Source organism: Microbulbifer sp. CNSA002 (genome assembly GCF_047324085.1).
Classification (GTDB): Bacteria; Pseudomonadota; Gammaproteobacteria; order Pseudomonadales; family Cellvibrionaceae; genus Microbulbifer.
In genome coordinates this window covers 4,098,653-4,113,271 of record NZ_CP172449.1, presented here as the reverse complement: position 1 = coordinate 4,113,271, position 14,619 = coordinate 4,098,653, and the positions used below count along the sequence as shown (strand labels likewise).

The 14,619-nt window shown below is 53.1% G+C and carries 13 protein-coding genes; 5 read left to right on the top strand and 8 right to left on the bottom strand.

Translation table 11 applies throughout. The annotated features are described in order from the left end of the window. Positions 1–30 precede the first annotated feature (30 nt). Complete coding sequence (locus ACG1BZ_RS18290) at positions 31–930, top strand: cation diffusion facilitator family transporter (protein ID WP_413663068.1); 900 nt, start codon at positions 31–33, stop codon at positions 928–930. A gap of 11 nt (positions 931–941) precedes the next feature. Here the strand turns inward: ACG1BZ_RS18290 and ACG1BZ_RS18285 are convergent, their stop codons facing one another. The 3 genes from ACG1BZ_RS18285 to ACG1BZ_RS18275 form a co-directional block, all read right to left on the bottom strand. Next, positions 942–2,408, bottom strand: coding sequence for a succinylglutamate desuccinylase/aspartoacylase family protein (locus tag ACG1BZ_RS18285; RefSeq protein ID WP_413663067.1), 1,467 nt, complete (start codon positions 2,406–2,408; stop codon positions 942–944). Positions 2,409–2,529: 121 nt separating this feature from the next. Continuing rightward, on the bottom strand, positions 2,530–3,960 hold the full coding sequence (locus tag ACG1BZ_RS18280) for an MATE family efflux transporter (protein ID WP_413663066.1): 1,431 nt from the start codon (positions 3,958–3,960) through the stop codon (positions 2,530–2,532). Positions 3,961–4,132: 172 nt separating this feature from the next. Next, positions 4,133–4,846 carry an alpha/beta fold hydrolase gene (locus ACG1BZ_RS18275; RefSeq protein WP_413663065.1) on the bottom strand — a complete coding sequence of 238 codons (714 nt, stop codon included), beginning with the start codon at positions 4,844–4,846 and terminating at the stop codon, positions 4,133–4,135. Between the two features lie 144 nt (positions 4,847–4,990). Here ACG1BZ_RS18275 and ACG1BZ_RS18270 point away from each other — a divergent pair, with 144 nt between their 5' ends. From ACG1BZ_RS18270 to ACG1BZ_RS18260, 3 genes are all read left to right on the top strand, one after another. Further along, the gene (locus ACG1BZ_RS18270) at positions 4,991–5,608 is read left to right on the top strand and encodes a DoxX family protein (protein WP_413663064.1); all 618 of its coding nucleotides are present in this window, start codon (positions 4,991–4,993) and stop codon (positions 5,606–5,608) included. 47 nt (positions 5,609–5,655) lie between these two features. Next, the gene (gene rhlB / locus ACG1BZ_RS18265) at positions 5,656–7,164 is read left to right on the top strand and encodes an ATP-dependent RNA helicase RhlB (RefSeq protein WP_413663063.1); all 1,509 of its coding nucleotides are present in this window, start codon (positions 5,656–5,658) and stop codon (positions 7,162–7,164) included. 252 nt (positions 7,165–7,416) lie between these two features. Further along, positions 7,417–8,565 carry a hypothetical protein gene (locus tag ACG1BZ_RS18260; protein WP_413663062.1) on the top strand — a complete coding sequence of 383 codons (1,149 nt, stop codon included), beginning with the start codon at positions 7,417–7,419 and terminating at the stop codon, positions 8,563–8,565. A gap of 53 nt (positions 8,566–8,618) precedes the next feature. On the opposite strand, the gene cysZ is transcribed toward ACG1BZ_RS18260, so the two are convergent. The 5 genes from cysZ to gatC form a co-directional block, all read right to left on the bottom strand. Beyond that, on the bottom strand, positions 8,619–9,449 hold the full coding sequence (gene cysZ, locus ACG1BZ_RS18255) for a sulfate transporter CysZ (protein ID WP_413663061.1): 831 nt from the start codon (positions 9,447–9,449) through the stop codon (positions 8,619–8,621). A 43-nt stretch (positions 9,450–9,492) separates the two neighbouring features. Continuing rightward, the gene (locus ACG1BZ_RS18250) at positions 9,493–9,789 is read right to left on the bottom strand and encodes a PA4642 family protein (RefSeq protein ID WP_413663060.1); all 297 of its coding nucleotides are present in this window, start codon (positions 9,787–9,789) and stop codon (positions 9,493–9,495) included. 66 nt (positions 9,790–9,855) lie between these two features. Continuing rightward, positions 9,856–11,307, bottom strand: a complete 1,452-nt coding sequence (gatB, locus tag ACG1BZ_RS18245; RefSeq protein WP_413663059.1) for an Asp-tRNA(Asn)/Glu-tRNA(Gln) amidotransferase subunit GatB — start codon at positions 11,305–11,307, stop codon at positions 9,856–9,858. 11 nt (positions 11,308–11,318) lie between these two features. Beyond that, complete coding sequence (gatA, locus tag ACG1BZ_RS18240; protein WP_413663058.1) at positions 11,319–12,764, bottom strand: Asp-tRNA(Asn)/Glu-tRNA(Gln) amidotransferase subunit GatA; 1,446 nt, start codon at positions 12,762–12,764, stop codon at positions 11,319–11,321. Between the two features lie 72 nt (positions 12,765–12,836). After that, on the bottom strand, positions 12,837–13,124 hold the full coding sequence (gatC, locus tag ACG1BZ_RS18235; RefSeq protein ID WP_413663057.1) for an Asp-tRNA(Asn)/Glu-tRNA(Gln) amidotransferase subunit GatC: 288 nt from the start codon (positions 13,122–13,124) through the stop codon (positions 12,837–12,839). Positions 13,125–13,481: 357 nt separating this feature from the next. Here gatC and ACG1BZ_RS18230 point away from each other — a divergent pair, with 357 nt between their 5' ends. Further along, positions 13,482–14,516 (top strand): rod shape-determining protein, encoded by a 1,035-nt coding sequence (locus tag ACG1BZ_RS18230; protein ID WP_020412569.1) that lies wholly within the window; start codon positions 13,482–13,484, stop codon positions 14,514–14,516. Positions 14,517–14,619: the final 103 nt, after the last annotated feature.

Genomic DNA, 14,619 nt, shown 5'->3' with positions numbered 1-14,619 from the left:
AGCTGCCACAGGGATTTGAGGAGGGAGCCTATGCATGATCATGTCCACCACCGAACCGGCAATGGGGCTTTGCGCCCATTAATTGTTGCACTGGTTCTCACTCTCAGTTTTTCCATAGTTGAAGCCATAGGTGGCTGGCTATCTGGTTCCCTGGCATTGCTCGGCGATGCCGCCCATATGCTGACCGATACTTTTGCCTTGGCACTGGGGGCTATTGCCGCAGTACTGGCGAAAAAGCCCGCTGATCGGGAATTGTCGTTTGGCTGGGGGCGAGCGGAGGTTTTAGCTGCGGTAACCAACGGCCTGATTATGCTACTGATCGTGGTCGGTATTTCTTTTATGGCCATTGATAGGTTGCGCAACCCACAGCCGGTGCACGGCAGTACGGTGATGTTGATTGCGGCCATGGGGTTGCTGATTAATATTCTGGCGGCCTGGGTTTTATTAAAAGGCGAGCGCACACTCAATATTCGCGGTGCGCTTTTGCATGTGATGGGCGATATGCTGGGCTCTGTTGCGGCACTGGCTTCCGGAGCTGTGATTTATTTTACCGGTTGGGTACCCATCGACCCCCTGCTTTCACTGCTTATTTGTCTGTTAATCCTGGTTTCCTGCGTGCGACTGCTCAGGGATGCGATCGATGTATTGATGGAGCGGGTACCCAGGGAGTTGAGCCTTCCGGTTGTGGGCGAGACACTGGCGGCGGTAACCGGGGTACGCTCTGTGCACGATCTCCATATTTGGCGCTTGGATTCCAGCACTATTTCACTGTCGGCCCATATTGTGGTGGATGACTTGCAGGCTTGGCCCAGCGTACTGGAGCGCTTGCGGGAAACCCTGGTCAAGCGCTTCGATATCGATCATATCACCCTTCAACCGGAACCTTTGGCAATGCCCGAAGTGACGGTGATCGATAAAGTCAGTGATTAATAGGTGGGGATTTACTCCTCACCTTCTGTCGGCGGTTGGCGGTTTTCTGGAGTGGCCGGTACTTTGCTCTCTGATTTGTCAGCGACTGACTCTTCCGCTACTACTTCCTGGGGCTGGCTGATTTGTTCCTGGGGAGCCTGGATGCCGATATGGTAGGCGGCAAACCCCGGTTGCACGACCTGGTTTAATGCCATGCCGAGAATGCGGCCGTTGTGCTCAGAGCGAATTTCTGTGCGCACATTGGTAATAGGGTTGGTTACCGTTCCCAGTAAGTCGCCTTTACGCACAAACTCACCGAGCTGTACCTCACTAAAGATAACCCCGCCGGTAGATGTCCGCTGCCAGGTGGAGGTGTAGTAAACCGGTTCGGGATCGCCCCAGAGGCGGAATTTACTCACCATACCCAGCTGGTTGAGCAGAGTGCGTATACCTTTCACGCTGTGACTTACCGATAGCTCATCCAACACCATGGGTGCTCCGGCTTCCAGAGTGACGGTGGGGATACCAGCCTCCACAGCGGCGCGGCGCAGGGTACCTTTGGCTCCGGCGCTGTGCAGCACCACCGTGGAGCCAAAACCCTGGGTCATTTTCACTACCTTGGGATTGGTTAAGTCGCCGCGCAACTGTGGCAAGTTGGTGCGATAAAAAGAACCCGTATGCAAGTCCACCACGGCGTTACAGTGGCTGATCACTTCGTGGAAAAATGAATTGGCAATTCGCGAGGCCGAAGAGCCATTGGGATCGCCGGGGAAGTGCCGGTTCAGGTCGCGTCGATCAGTCAGGTAGCGGGAGCCTCGATGGAAGCCTTGCAGGTTGACGATGGGTACGCCAATTACCGCACCGCTCAAATGGTCTGCGTCGAGGTCGTACATAACCCGTCGCACAGTTTCCACACCGTTCAACTCATCACCGTGCACTGCAGCTGTAAGGCAGAGAACCGGCCCTGGTTTGGCGCCGTTAACCACCAATACAGCGGTGGGGCTATAGACGCCTTCGAAGTGTTGGCTGGGAGACCAGGCCAGGCGCGTGGAGGTCGCAGGGGGAACCTCTGAGCCTAACAATCGCAGCGGCTTGGCAGTCTCTCCCGGAACCAGGGAGATGGTGCCGGGCTCCGGTAATTCGGGTTGAGGTTTAACTGTTTCAGTTTCTTTATCGGCAGTGGGAGCAGTCTCGGTGGGAGATGCCGGTTTATCCAGTTCCTGGATAGGTTGGTCCAGCTCCAGATTTTCCGCTTGGGGTAGGGAAGCTTCTTCAGAACCAGCATCTGTCGACTGGGATTGCTCTTCAGTAGGGGCAACGTTGGTGGGTGGCCCCAGCTCTGTGATCACCGGTTGGTCCAGCTGCATATTGGCAGCCTGGGGGACCGCTTCTGTCTCTTCGCCTGTGCTGTCGTCGGCGCTCAGGGCCTGGGTGGATGAAAGCAGTAAAGCCAGGCTTAACAGGTGTCGGGTCCTTCGGGAGGATTGGCGCGGGATCATTCGGCACTCCGGTCAACTTCGTATATCTGGGTGTGCCGGAGAGCCTTGTGTCCGGCACAGATTGGGACTTTGGAGCGCCAGTATAGTCAATACGTTCCCGAGGAATGTGATACGCGCCGAATTACGCGTATCCGTAGGTTCGCTCGATGGCTTTGCGGCTGGTTCGCCAAAAGCGAATTCCCAGCAGGATTGAAGCCGTTCCCAAGCCGATACAGACACCGGTCCAATAACCGTATACCCCCCAGAAGCTCTCTCCCAGCCAGTAGGCGGTAGAAAGCCCCACCAGCCAGTAGGAAAATAGCTGTATAAACATGGGCGCACTGGTGTCCTTATATCCGCGCAGTGCGCCCCAGGTCATTGCCTGGGTGACATCCACGAGCTGGAATGCGGCACACAGCAATAGCAGGTTGGTGGCCACCGCGATAATTTCTTCATTGCTGGTGTAGGCCTGAACAAACAGGGTGCGCAGGGTAATCAAAAGTACACCGGTGCCCAGTGCGTAGATTAGCCCGCTACTGATGCCCACTTTGCCACAGAAGCGCGCGCGCTTTGGCCGTCCCTGACCGAGTAGTTGGGCGGTGCGGATACTCAGGGCCTGGGCCAGTGCTAGTGCGACCAAGTAAAAAATCGAGCCCACATTCATGCTGATCTGATGGGCGGCGACAATGGCTGCGCCATAAGGGGCAAGCAAAATAGTAAGGCTGGCAAAAAAAGTAACTTCACTGGCTGCACCCACACAAATTGGCAGGCCAACTGCGAGCAAGTGGCGCAGGGTTGGCCAGTGGGGGCGAGGCGGTAACAGCCTAAGTTTTAGCTTGTGGTAGACCGGATCAGTGTTCGCGTGCCAGAAGAGTGCCAGTGCGATCAGGCAGCTGACCGCTGCGGTAGCCCACCCACATCCTGCCCCTCCCATTGCCGGTATGGGGCCGGCACCAAACACCAAAAGAATATCCAGGGGAATATTTAAAATTGCGGCAGTGATATAGATGCGCATTACCGGGCGCACTTGTCCCATACCCTCACAGTAACCGCGCAACGCCGTGCCGAGTGCAAAAGGCAGGGTGCCGACAGTCAGGGCCAGTACATAGCCCTCCATCACCTTGCGGACAGGCTCTTCCGTGTCTATCCAGTGGCTCCAGATAGGAACCGCAAGCAGGGCGGAAAACACCAGAATGCCACCGATCAGTGCGATCCACAGCGCCTGGTGTAATTGCCTGGCGCAGCCGGCTTCATCGCGACCACCGCGCAAGTGTGCAACAACCGGGGAGATAGCAGCGAGCAGGCCGATTAGTGTCACTGCGCAAACAGCCCAAATACTGGCCCCCAAGGCGAGCCCAGCGAGACTTACTTCTCCAGCGCGTCCTGCTACCAGAGTATCGACAACTCCCATGCTCACCACAGCCAGGTTACTGACCACCAGAGGGCCTCCCAAGGTGGTTAGGTGCGACAATTCGGTTTTAGTGGCATTTCGGTAAAGCTTGAACAATGAAAAACCTGAGCTCTTGTTGCTGGTCTCGATAGAGGGTTCTGGGGTCTGGGCTAATTTTGACAAAAAATTAATCCTGCGGGGGGTTGTTAACAGGCCCTGGCCTTCGCAAATACAGCTGAAAACGGGCGGCGGGCCAAAATTCGGAGAGGCTTTCAGTCTGCCGGGGGAAGGCGGGGCGGTACTGCAAAAAGGTCCGACATTCTACGGTACAAATGGCGCCTGCGCCCAGTGCTGATTACGGACTTTCCTCAAGTAGTTTGGCCACAATTTCTGCCTTATTAATGATGCAGTCGTGGTTTATTGCTACCTCCCGATAAAGCCACCCGCTTATCCGCTTTGCTTTGCGGCTACTGTAGATGGCTGGAGGGTACTCGGGTTGGGTGCAGTGAATGAAAGTACAAGGAGGGCCCTGTTCTGGAGGGCGTTGTAAATAGATTGGGTCCAGTAGTGTTTTGATGGGATGTGGGGTCATACGGCGGTTTAGCCAGCGGATATCATCGGGGTGGGTTATCCCCAGGTCTTCTGGTGTTGGCGGCATAATGCACAGAGTGCCGTCGATATTTTGCGCCTGCTTTAATCGCTGCTCCTCTATACCGCTGGGGAGTTGGCTGCTGAATGGGCGCCCGGGCTCTGGAACAGCGCCATCCAGATAGATCAATCGGTGTACCCGCTCGGGTAGAGCATCGGCGGCACCGGTTGCGGCCATTCCCCCAAAGCTGTGGCCCACAAGGGTGACTTGCCGCAACTCCTCCCAGAGGATTGTATTGATCAGGTCCTGGATAAAGGTATCCAGACCAACGGAGGGAGAGAGTAGGTGTTTGCGTTCCCCCAGACCACTGTGGGTGGGGGTGAACACTCGATGTCCATTACGCTGCAAGAAGTGGGCGACTTTGCTCCAGCACCAGCCTCCATGAAATAGCCCGTGGACCAGTACGTAAGTTTTCCCCACTAGGTTGCCCTCAAGTTACTTGGGTTCTGCAAGCATAGATGTGCTTTCTGGGGCGCTGAGATAGTGCAGTGTAAGAGTTGGCGATATCACTCGACTAAAGTGAACAAAGACACTGATAAGAGAGTGAGCTAAATGAGTGGAGCTATGAATAGTCTGAGCAGTTGGTACAACTGCTTTGTACATTATGTACGCAAAATAGACTGGCTGGGGCCATTATTACTACGGATTTATTTGGCGCCAATTTTTATCCTGGCCGGCATGAATAAGATGAATAATATCGAAGATGTTGCTGCCTGGTTTGGCAATCCCGATTGGGGGTTGGGGCTTCCAGCGCCGATGTTGATGGCGTGGATAGCTGCATTGGTGGAATTCTTTGGTGGTATCGCTATCTTGCTGGGCGTAGCGACTCGGCTGGTGGCGATTCCCCTGATGTTTGTGATGGCAGTGGCAGCCTATACGGCCCACTGGGAGAACGGTTGGTCTGCGTTGCCGGATAAAACCTTGAGTGTGCCCTGGGAGTGGCGCAAGGACCTTATCGATGAAGCTTCGGTGCGTAAAGAGAAGATTGTTGGTTTACTCAAGGAGCACGGCAATTATGAATGGCTTGTGGAAACTGGAGGAGTGACCATCCTGAAAAATGGTATTGAGTTTGCAGCTACCTACTTCATTATGCTGCTGGCGCTATTTTGTAGTGGGGCGGGGCGGTTTTTCAGTGTGGATTACTGGCTGTGCCGTCACTATAGCGGGCAGGGATCCCCGTAGGGATGTTATACTCGCCGATTATTTGAACATTTGAGCGAGTATTTCACTTGATAGGAAAGTTGTTCCGCCGATCCTCCTCCAAAGAGGATAAGGGCTCCCGCCGGGGAGAAGACAGCTCCGGACGCCGAAAAGAAGGGCAAAAGCCGTCTGATAAGGCTGCCAAGGGGCGTACAAAATCCGCACAGGCGGAGGGGAAGTCGCGCCGGGGCGGTAGCAGAAACGCTCAAAAAGGGCGCCAGCGTAGCAGAAAGCCAGCGGCACCCGCAGCACCCTGGTCCCTGGATGAATTCCAGGTTCCAGAACAGGAGGGCAAGGTCCGCTTCCACGACCTGGGACTGCCCAACGAGCTGATGCACGCTATTCACGACCTGGGTTTCCAGTATTGCTCGCCAATTCAGGGTCGCTCCCTTCCCCACACCCTCAATGGCCACGACCTGGTGGGTAAGGCACAAACCGGTACCGGTAAGACAGCGGCCTTCCTGATCACAGTGATTGACGATCTGCTCAAGCACCCGTTTGAAGGTGAGCGCTATGCCGGCGAAGCCCGCTCCCTGATTATCGCTCCGACCCGTGAGCTAGTAATGCAGATTGCCGATGATGCCAAGGCACTGTGTAAACACACCGCGCTGGAAATTCATACCCTGGTGGGCGGTATGGATTATGACAAGCAGCAGAGAAACCTAAATGAGCGGCTGGTGGATATCCTGGTGGCGACGCCGGGTCGCCTGCTGGACTTTGTCAGCAATCGGGATTGCTTCCTGGATCAGGTGGAAGTCCTGGTGATCGATGAGGCGGATCGCATGTTGGACATGGGCTTTATCCCCCAAGTGCGCCGCATTGTTCGTCAGACGCCGCGTAAAACTCATCGCCAAACTATGTTCTTCTCCGCCACATTTACTCCCGAAGTGGATGATCTGGTGGAGCAGTGGACGGATGATCCGGTAGTTGTGGAGATTGAGCCGGAGAGGGTTGCCACGGATACCGTAGAGCAGCATGTCTACCTGTCCGCCAGCGAAGAAAAGTACACCTTGCTTTACAACATTGTGCAGCGGGAAGAGGTGGATAGCCTGATTGTTTTTGCCAACCGCCGCGACCAATGCCGCCGCTTGCACGAGCAGCTTCTCGCTCACGGCATTTCTGCGGGCCTGTTGTCTGGTGAAGTGGCGCAAAACAAGCGGGTTCGCACCCTTGATGACTTTAAGTCTGGTAAAACCAAGGTGCTGGTAGCTACCGATGTCGCCGGGCGTGGTATTCATATCGACGGTATCAGCCATGTGGTGAATTTCACTTTGCCTGAAGAGCCGGAGGATTATGTTCACCGCATTGGCCGAACTGGCCGGGCGGGTAAAACGGGCACTTCTATCAGTTTCGCCTGTGAAGATGATGCCATGCGCCTGGAACCTATTGAGCAGTTGCTCGGTGGTAAGCTCAAGTGCGAAGTGCCGCCAGAAGAGCTTTTGGTTGAACCGCCCAAGGTGAAAGTTCAGCGCAGTCACGGCGATCGCGATGGGCGTCGCGGTGGCTCTGGAGGCCACCGTCGTCCACGTCGGCACTGATTTTTTTTCTTATGCTGCGAGGGAGTTTGTGTCCCTTGCAGCCCCCCAATTTACCAGAGAAAGTCATTGTTAATTCTTACTTTTCAATGCCTTAACTTATTGTGGGATTTGGAATATATATAATAATTACGTTAGTGATTTTATTTCCCCCTAAATTAAAAAAGATATAGTTGATTAGAATCAAAGCTCAGCAGTTGGAGGCTAACTCTGTAGTGTTGGGCTTACAATAAAAAGTTAGTAGATACTCGAATAATGCGTACCCTCTATCTACATATAGGTTTCCATAAAACCGGCTCAAGTTCTCTTCAGTTAGCGATGAAAGAGCAGGAACAAGCTCTGAGTGAAGCCGGGTATGAGTTTTTGTCCTTGGGAAAAAAGGGTAACTCTTCGGGATGTGTGGAAGTCTCTAGCTGTACTGGTCAGCTCAGATTTCAGTTGAATACAAGACTGGATGAATTGCTCGCATCAAGTAGCGGTGAGAAAGCGATAATATCGGCAGAGCACCTCTGTTTTTTGCATCAACGTGAAAGTGTCGAATTGGTTCGGCGTACCTGTGCCAAGTATTTCGATAAAGTTAATGTGATTGTGTATTTACGCAGACAGGACTTGCAGGCGATATCCTTTAAAAAGCAAGGAGCCAGAGGAGCTGTTGCTTACCGCAGCTCTTCCAGTAAATTGTTTGGACATAGTGAAGGTGCTTTCCCAGCTTTCACTAAGGATATCGAGACTTACTATGATTATTTCTCCAAGTTAATTCTGTGGGAGTCTGTGTTCGGCAAGGCTGCTTTAAGCGTTCGCTCTTTTACCCGTGAGGCCCTTCAGGGGGGAGATATTGTCAGTGACTTTCTCGCATTGCTGGGAGGTAACATAGACATTTCAGGAAGGCGGGTCAATGAGGGGGTGGGAAGAAGGGAATTCCTATTGACTCACAAGTTATTGGAATTGGGAGTGGCTGAGTCGGAGCTGCTGAAGCTGAAACCAATGATGCTGGAAGAAAATACTCGGTTGGTACCTTCTGAAAAGGATGCCCAAAGTTTCTTTATGCACTTTAGCGATTCAAATCGCCAATTGAATGATCACTTTTTGAAGAATCAATCTGGCTTGGCATTTGATAGTGATTTTTCAGGATATCCTGAGTGGGGAAATGACCGGATTACAGCGCAGGATTTATTCAGTTGGAGCCCGCAAATCTTGGCGTCTGGAATTCAAAAACCAGAGGGTTTACGCGATGCATTACTGGCTGACAGGATTCGACAAATACGGAGCAAGAGTCTCTCGGGCGAGGTGCTTAACAGTGAGCTGGAGTACTTGGAAAAATGCTTGTCGGCTACAGCTTGTGTTTCTAAGGGTAGGCAACCTTGGTATCGCTGGCTGAAAAAGAAAAAAGCTACAGGCCGCTAATATAAAAAGCCCTCTATTCCTGAGGGCTTTTTTGGGGGGTATTTGAAGTTAGATTACTGAAGAATAGGAGTTTCAGTTCCCAGATCCCCTTCAATACGCAATCTTTCAATCCACAGAGCCGTACCGCCAGCAACTGCCGCAGGCATAATAAAGATATTTAAAATCGGCACCATTTTGGCAAGCATCACGGTCCCACCAAAGGTAAGGCTAGTGAGTTTACGGCGGCGCAGTACCGTTTTTAATTCATCGAATGGCCGCTGGTGGTTATCCAGTGGGTAGTCAACGTATTGAATAGCCATACACCAAGCGCCCCAAACTGCGGTGAGCACTGCGGGGATAATAATGGTCCAGCTGGTGATGGTGGCAATTATAAATACGATCAAACCCCAAAATATAAAGTAACCCAGCTTACGCAATTCCCGGCCCAGGGTACGCCATACCATTTGCATTATCGGCTCGGCAGGAGGAGCTTTACCGGTTAGCAGTTCCTCTACTTTCTCAGCGAGCAAACCGTTAAAGGGGGCGGCAATAATGTTGGTGATGACGCTAAATAAATAGCCGTAAGCAAGGAAAAATAGGAAAAGCACTATCAGTGCAATAATCCAGGCCAGCCAGCGAAAAACACTGGCGGTCCATGCTGCACCCTTGGCCATAATGGCTTCCCACCAGGACATATTCTCCGTATTTACCGGCGTGTGGGAAAGCAGGCTACTTATATAATCGGTAAGCCCTCCGAGCTGTGAAATCATTATGCTACTGATAATAATAAACAGCACCAGATTTATTAGTAATGGCACCAGGATAAATGGGCGTAACTCACGCCGGGTAATCAAGTGGATACCGCGCACCAATGCGTCGATACCGTGAACGGGATTTGAAGTCATACTCTCACCTTTCGCTGGTACGATGCCTAAATTTCCAGAGTTCTCAGTTGGCGCCAGCGGCTTTTAAAATCTCGCTATATTCTCCGCCCTGGCGGTGTTCAGCAATACGTGCCAGCAGAGTTTTTCCATCGGGACCAGGACTGTTCAGATCCAGGCCTTCAGCGAGAAATAATTTTATAAATGTGGCAAAGCTCTCTGCTTTCATACTTCGGTAGGCGCGCTCGAGAAGATGAAAATCCCGGTTTACGCCTGCGGGAGCTTCGCCAATCAAGAATCCAGCAATACGCTCCTCGTCAAAAACTTCTCCGAGTACTTTCTGTTTGTCTTTTTTCAGGCTCAAAACTATATCCTTGCTACATAAATAGGGGGCGGGCGAAGCCCGACCCAGGTCTTGAAATGTTGAGGGTTAAAGCAGTGCGTCCAATTTTTGTTTGAGGATTTTATTAATCATCTGTGGGTTTGCCTGCCCTTTGGACGCTTTCATGATTTGCCCGACGAAATACCCCATCATTTTGGGGCGCTTTGATTCATCGGCCTTGCGGTAGTTTTCTACCTGGGCATCGCTTGCAGCGATCACCTCATCCACCATTTTTTCGATAGCGCCGGTATCGGAAACTTGTTTCAGCCCACGCTTTTCGATGACTTCGTCGGCACTGCCCTCTCCGTCGGCAATAGCCTCGAATACCTGTTTGGCGATTTTGCTGGAAATGGTGTTGTCTTTGATGCGCGAGATTAGTCCAGCTAGTTGGTCGGCAGAAACCGGCGATTGTGAAATAGTTAGTTCACGACGGTTGAGCAGCGCTGCCAGTTCACCGTTAATCCAGTTGGCGGCAAGCTTGGATTCGCCACAGGATTTACTCACAGTTTCAAAATAGTCTGCACTGGCACGCTCCTGTGTCAGCTGGTCTGCATCATAAGCAGATAGCTGGTATTCCGCTTGGAAGCGGGCTGCTTTTGCATCGGGCAGTTCTGGCAGGATGCTGCGCAGTTGCTCGACATATTCATCAGTGAGTACAACTGGCAGAAGGTCAGGGCAGGGGAAGTAGCGGTAATCATTGGCCACTTCTTTACTGCGCATAGAGCGGGTTTCATTTTTGTCCGCGTCGTAGAGGCGGGTTTCCTGGGTAATGGTGCCGCCGTCTTCCAAGATATCGATCTGACGTTCAGCTTCGACTTTAATTGCGCGCTCGACAAAACGGAAAGAATTGATGTTTTTTAATTCTGTACGGGTGCCGAGTTTTTCTTCGCCTTTCAAGCGCACGGATACATTGGCATCACAGCGCAGTGAGCCCTGGGACATATCACCATCGGAAATGCCCAGGTAGGTTACGATGCTGTGAATTTTTTTCAGGTAGGCCACAGCCTCGGCGGCACTGCGCATATCCGGTTCAGAGACAATCTCAATCAGCGGCGTACCTGCGCGGTTCAGGTCGATACCGGACATTCCGTGGAAGTCTTCGTGCAGGGATTTACCAGCATCCTCCTCCAGGTGAGCGTGGTGTAAACGCACTTTCTTACTGCTGCCATCTTCCAGGTGAATTTCCACTTCACCTGGGCCGACAATAGGTTGTTCCAATTGAGTGGTTTGATAGCCCTTGGGCAAGTCGGGATAGAAGTAATTCTTGCGTTCAAAAACGGAGCGCTTGCCGATCTCCGCGTTCATCGCCAGGCCGAACATTACCGCAAAGCGAAATGCTTCTTCATTCGGTACCGGCAAGGTGCCCGGCATAGCCAGGTCCACAGCGCAAGCCTGGGTATTCGGCTCGGCGCCAAAGCGGATGCTAGCGCCGGAAAAGAGTTTTGACTGGGTGGAGAGCTGGACGTGAATTTCCAACCCGATAACGATTTCCCATTCCACAATTTATCTCCTTATACGGCGCTGGCTTTGTGCCAGTCGGTTACCTGTTGGTATTGGTGGGCGATATTGAGCATGCGCGCCTCTTCCAGGTAATTACCGGTTATTTGCAGGCCCACTGGCATATTGTCCACCAGGCCACAGGGTACAGACATGCCAGGTAGTCCGGCCAGGTTGGTGGCGATGGTGTAGATATCCTCCAAGTACATAGCTACCGGGTCAGCGCTCTTTGCGCCAAGCTCGAAAGCGGGAGAGGGGGTCGTGGGGCCCATAATCACATCCACTTTTTCGAATGCTTCGACAAAGTCCTGCTTGATCAGGCGTCTGGCCTGTTGGGCTTTGTTGTAATAAGCATCGTAATAACCGGCGGACAGGGCGTAGGTGCCTACCAGGATTCGACGCTGCACTTCTTCGCCGAAGCCTTCACCGCGGGAGCGTATATAGAGATCGCGCAGGTCTTTGGGCTCTTCACAGCGGTAGCCATAGCGCACCCCATCGAATCGAGATAGGTTGGCAGAGGCTTCAGCGGGGGCGATCACATAGTAAGCAGGTATCGCTAACTCGGTATGTGGCAGGCTGATATCGACCAGTTGAGCCCCCAGCTTTTCAAACGCTCTCAAAGCCTCCTGAACCCGGCTTGCGGTTTCAGGGTTAAGGCCTTCCCCAAAGTACTCCCGGGGTACTCCGATCCGCAGCCCGGCAATCGGGTTATTCAGTTCGGCGGTAAAATCAGAGGGCTGCTGCTTCAGGCTGGTGGAATCTTTCGGGTCGTGGCTGGCCATCGCGGACAGCAGGTAAGCCGCATCTTCGGCGTTGCGGGCGATGGGGCCAGCCTGGTCCAGGCTGGAGGCGTAGGCCACGATGCCATAGCGGGAAATACGCCCGTAGGTGGGCTTCAGCCCGGTGGTGTTTGTCAACGCCGCCGGCTGGCGAATAGAGCCGCCGGTATCGGTAGCTGTGGCGCCGGGTATCAGTTGTGCAGCAACTGCCGCAGCTGAGCCACCGGAGGAACCGCCGGGCACACAGCGGGTATTCCAAGGGTTTTTTACTGGGCCGTAAAAGCTGCTTTCGTTGGATGAGCCCATGGCGAATTCATCCATATTGGTCTTGCCCAGGGAGACGGTTCCGGCAGCGTTGAGGTTATCTACCACCGTGGCATCGTAGGGAGGGATAAAATTATCCAGCATTTTTGAGGCACAGCTGGTGCGCACGCCGTTAGTGCAAATAATATCTTTGTGGGCGATGGGCACACCGCACAGTGCCGGTGCCTCCCCGTTGGCCAGGCGTTGGTCGGCAGCCGCGGCTTGCGCTAGGGCGCTCTCTTCGGTGACGGTAATAAAACTGTTGTAGTTGCTGTCCAGTTGCTGGATGCGGCCGAGTAAATGGCGGGTTAGCTCTGTACTTGAGAACTCTTTGCTCCGCAGTCCACGGATGATCTCGGCGATAGTAAGCTGATGCATGTTATTCCCTTAAAGGCTCTAGACGGGCTGAGGGCTTGGGTATTTAGGTGAACTTAGTCAGTGTTGGGCCGGCTAATCAATTACTTTGGGAACCAGGTAGAGGCCTTCTTCGGTTTGGGGAGCCAGTTCTAGGAAGTCTTTGCGCTTGTCAGCCTCTGTCACTGCGTCGGTACGCAGCTCCTGGACCTCGTCCAATGGGTGCGCCATCGGGGCGATGCCATCGGTATTGGTGGATTGCAGCTGGTCGACCAGTTGCAATACATCGCCGAGGCGGTTGCTGACTTCTTCGATGGTTTCTTTGGATATGGCGATACGGGCCAGTTCCGCGAGTTTTTCTACAGTTTGCGTATCCACTGCCATGGTGATGGACTCCTCCAGCTTGAGTTGCGAGTCGAAAACTGCCCGGATTATTTGCGGCGGGCAGAACCGGCAAATTTAGCACATTGGGGTTATATTCTCACCGGCTCCGGCAGTAATGGATAGTGGGCCTCAAATGAACTCCCTTCAGCCTTGCCCTGATGCCTAGCGGTTGTTAGAGTTTGCCGAATCCTGCCGAGTGATGAGAGACTCCGGTGTTTTGCGTAGAATCCGATTCGAAATGCGGCTCGGAACTCAGAATTATTTTTGCGGACTAATTAGGATTTGTATCCATAAAAGAAGCCGCGCCCGCAGTGCCCGACCTGGGGGCTGATAATTAGTACAAGGTAATCGAATTCCATGTTTAAACGTTTGCGGGGTATGTTTTCCAGTGATCTCTCCATCGACCTGGGAACTGCCAACACGCTGATTTACGTTCGCGATCGCGGCGTAGTACTCGACGAACCCTCTGTCGTCGCAATCCGTCACTACAATGGCCAGAAAATCGTTGAGGCTGTCGGAGTAGAAGCCAAACGCATGCTCGGCCGGACTCCTGGCAATATTACCGCTATTCGCCCGCTGAAGGACGGTGTTATCGCCGACTTCCAAGTGACCGAGAAAATGTTGCAGCACTTTATCAAGAAAGTGCATGAAAATAGCTGGATGCGCCCGAGTCCGAGAGTGCTGGTGTGTGTTCCCTGCCAGTCCACAGAAGTGGAGCGCCGCGCGATTCGCGAGTCGGCCCTGGGTGCAGGTGCTCGCGAAGTGTCACTGATCGAAGAGCCCATGGCCGCTGCCATAGGCGCAGGCTTGAATGTCGAGGAAGCGAGCGGCTCCATGGTGGTGGATATCGGTGGGGGCACCACTGAGATCGCCATTATCTCCCTGAATGGTGTGGTTTATTCCGATTCGGTGCGTATCGGCGGTGACCGTTTTGATGAAGCTATCGTCAACTACGTGCGTCGCAACTACGGCAGTGTGATTGGTGATGCAACTGCTGAACGGATCAAAGAGGAAATTGGCTGTGCTTATGCAGGCAGTGAAGTTCGCGAAATCGATGTGCGCGGACGTAATCTGGCCGAGGGCGTGCCTCGCAGCTTTACCTTGAACTCCGACGAAATTCTCGAAGCCCTGCAAGAGCCTCTGACTGGTATTGTGCAGGCTGTTAAAAGTGCGCTGGAACAATCCCCTCCCGAATTGGCTTCTGATATCGCTGAGCGCGGTATGGTGCTGACTGGTGGTGGTGCTCTGTTACGCGATCTGGACCGCCTGTTGATGGAAGAATCGGGCTTACCTGTGATTGTTGCCGATGACCCGCTGACCTGTGTGGCGCGGGGTGGCGGCAAAGCGCTGGATATGTTGGATCGCAGCCGCCTCTACCTGATGTCTAACTAGTAGACATCGCTATTATGTGACCTGCGAGGGAGCTTGTGGCTATATCCGCAAGCTCCTTGTAATAAAAAAATGCAAGTTATCTTTTGTGGCTTGTACTGTTCTC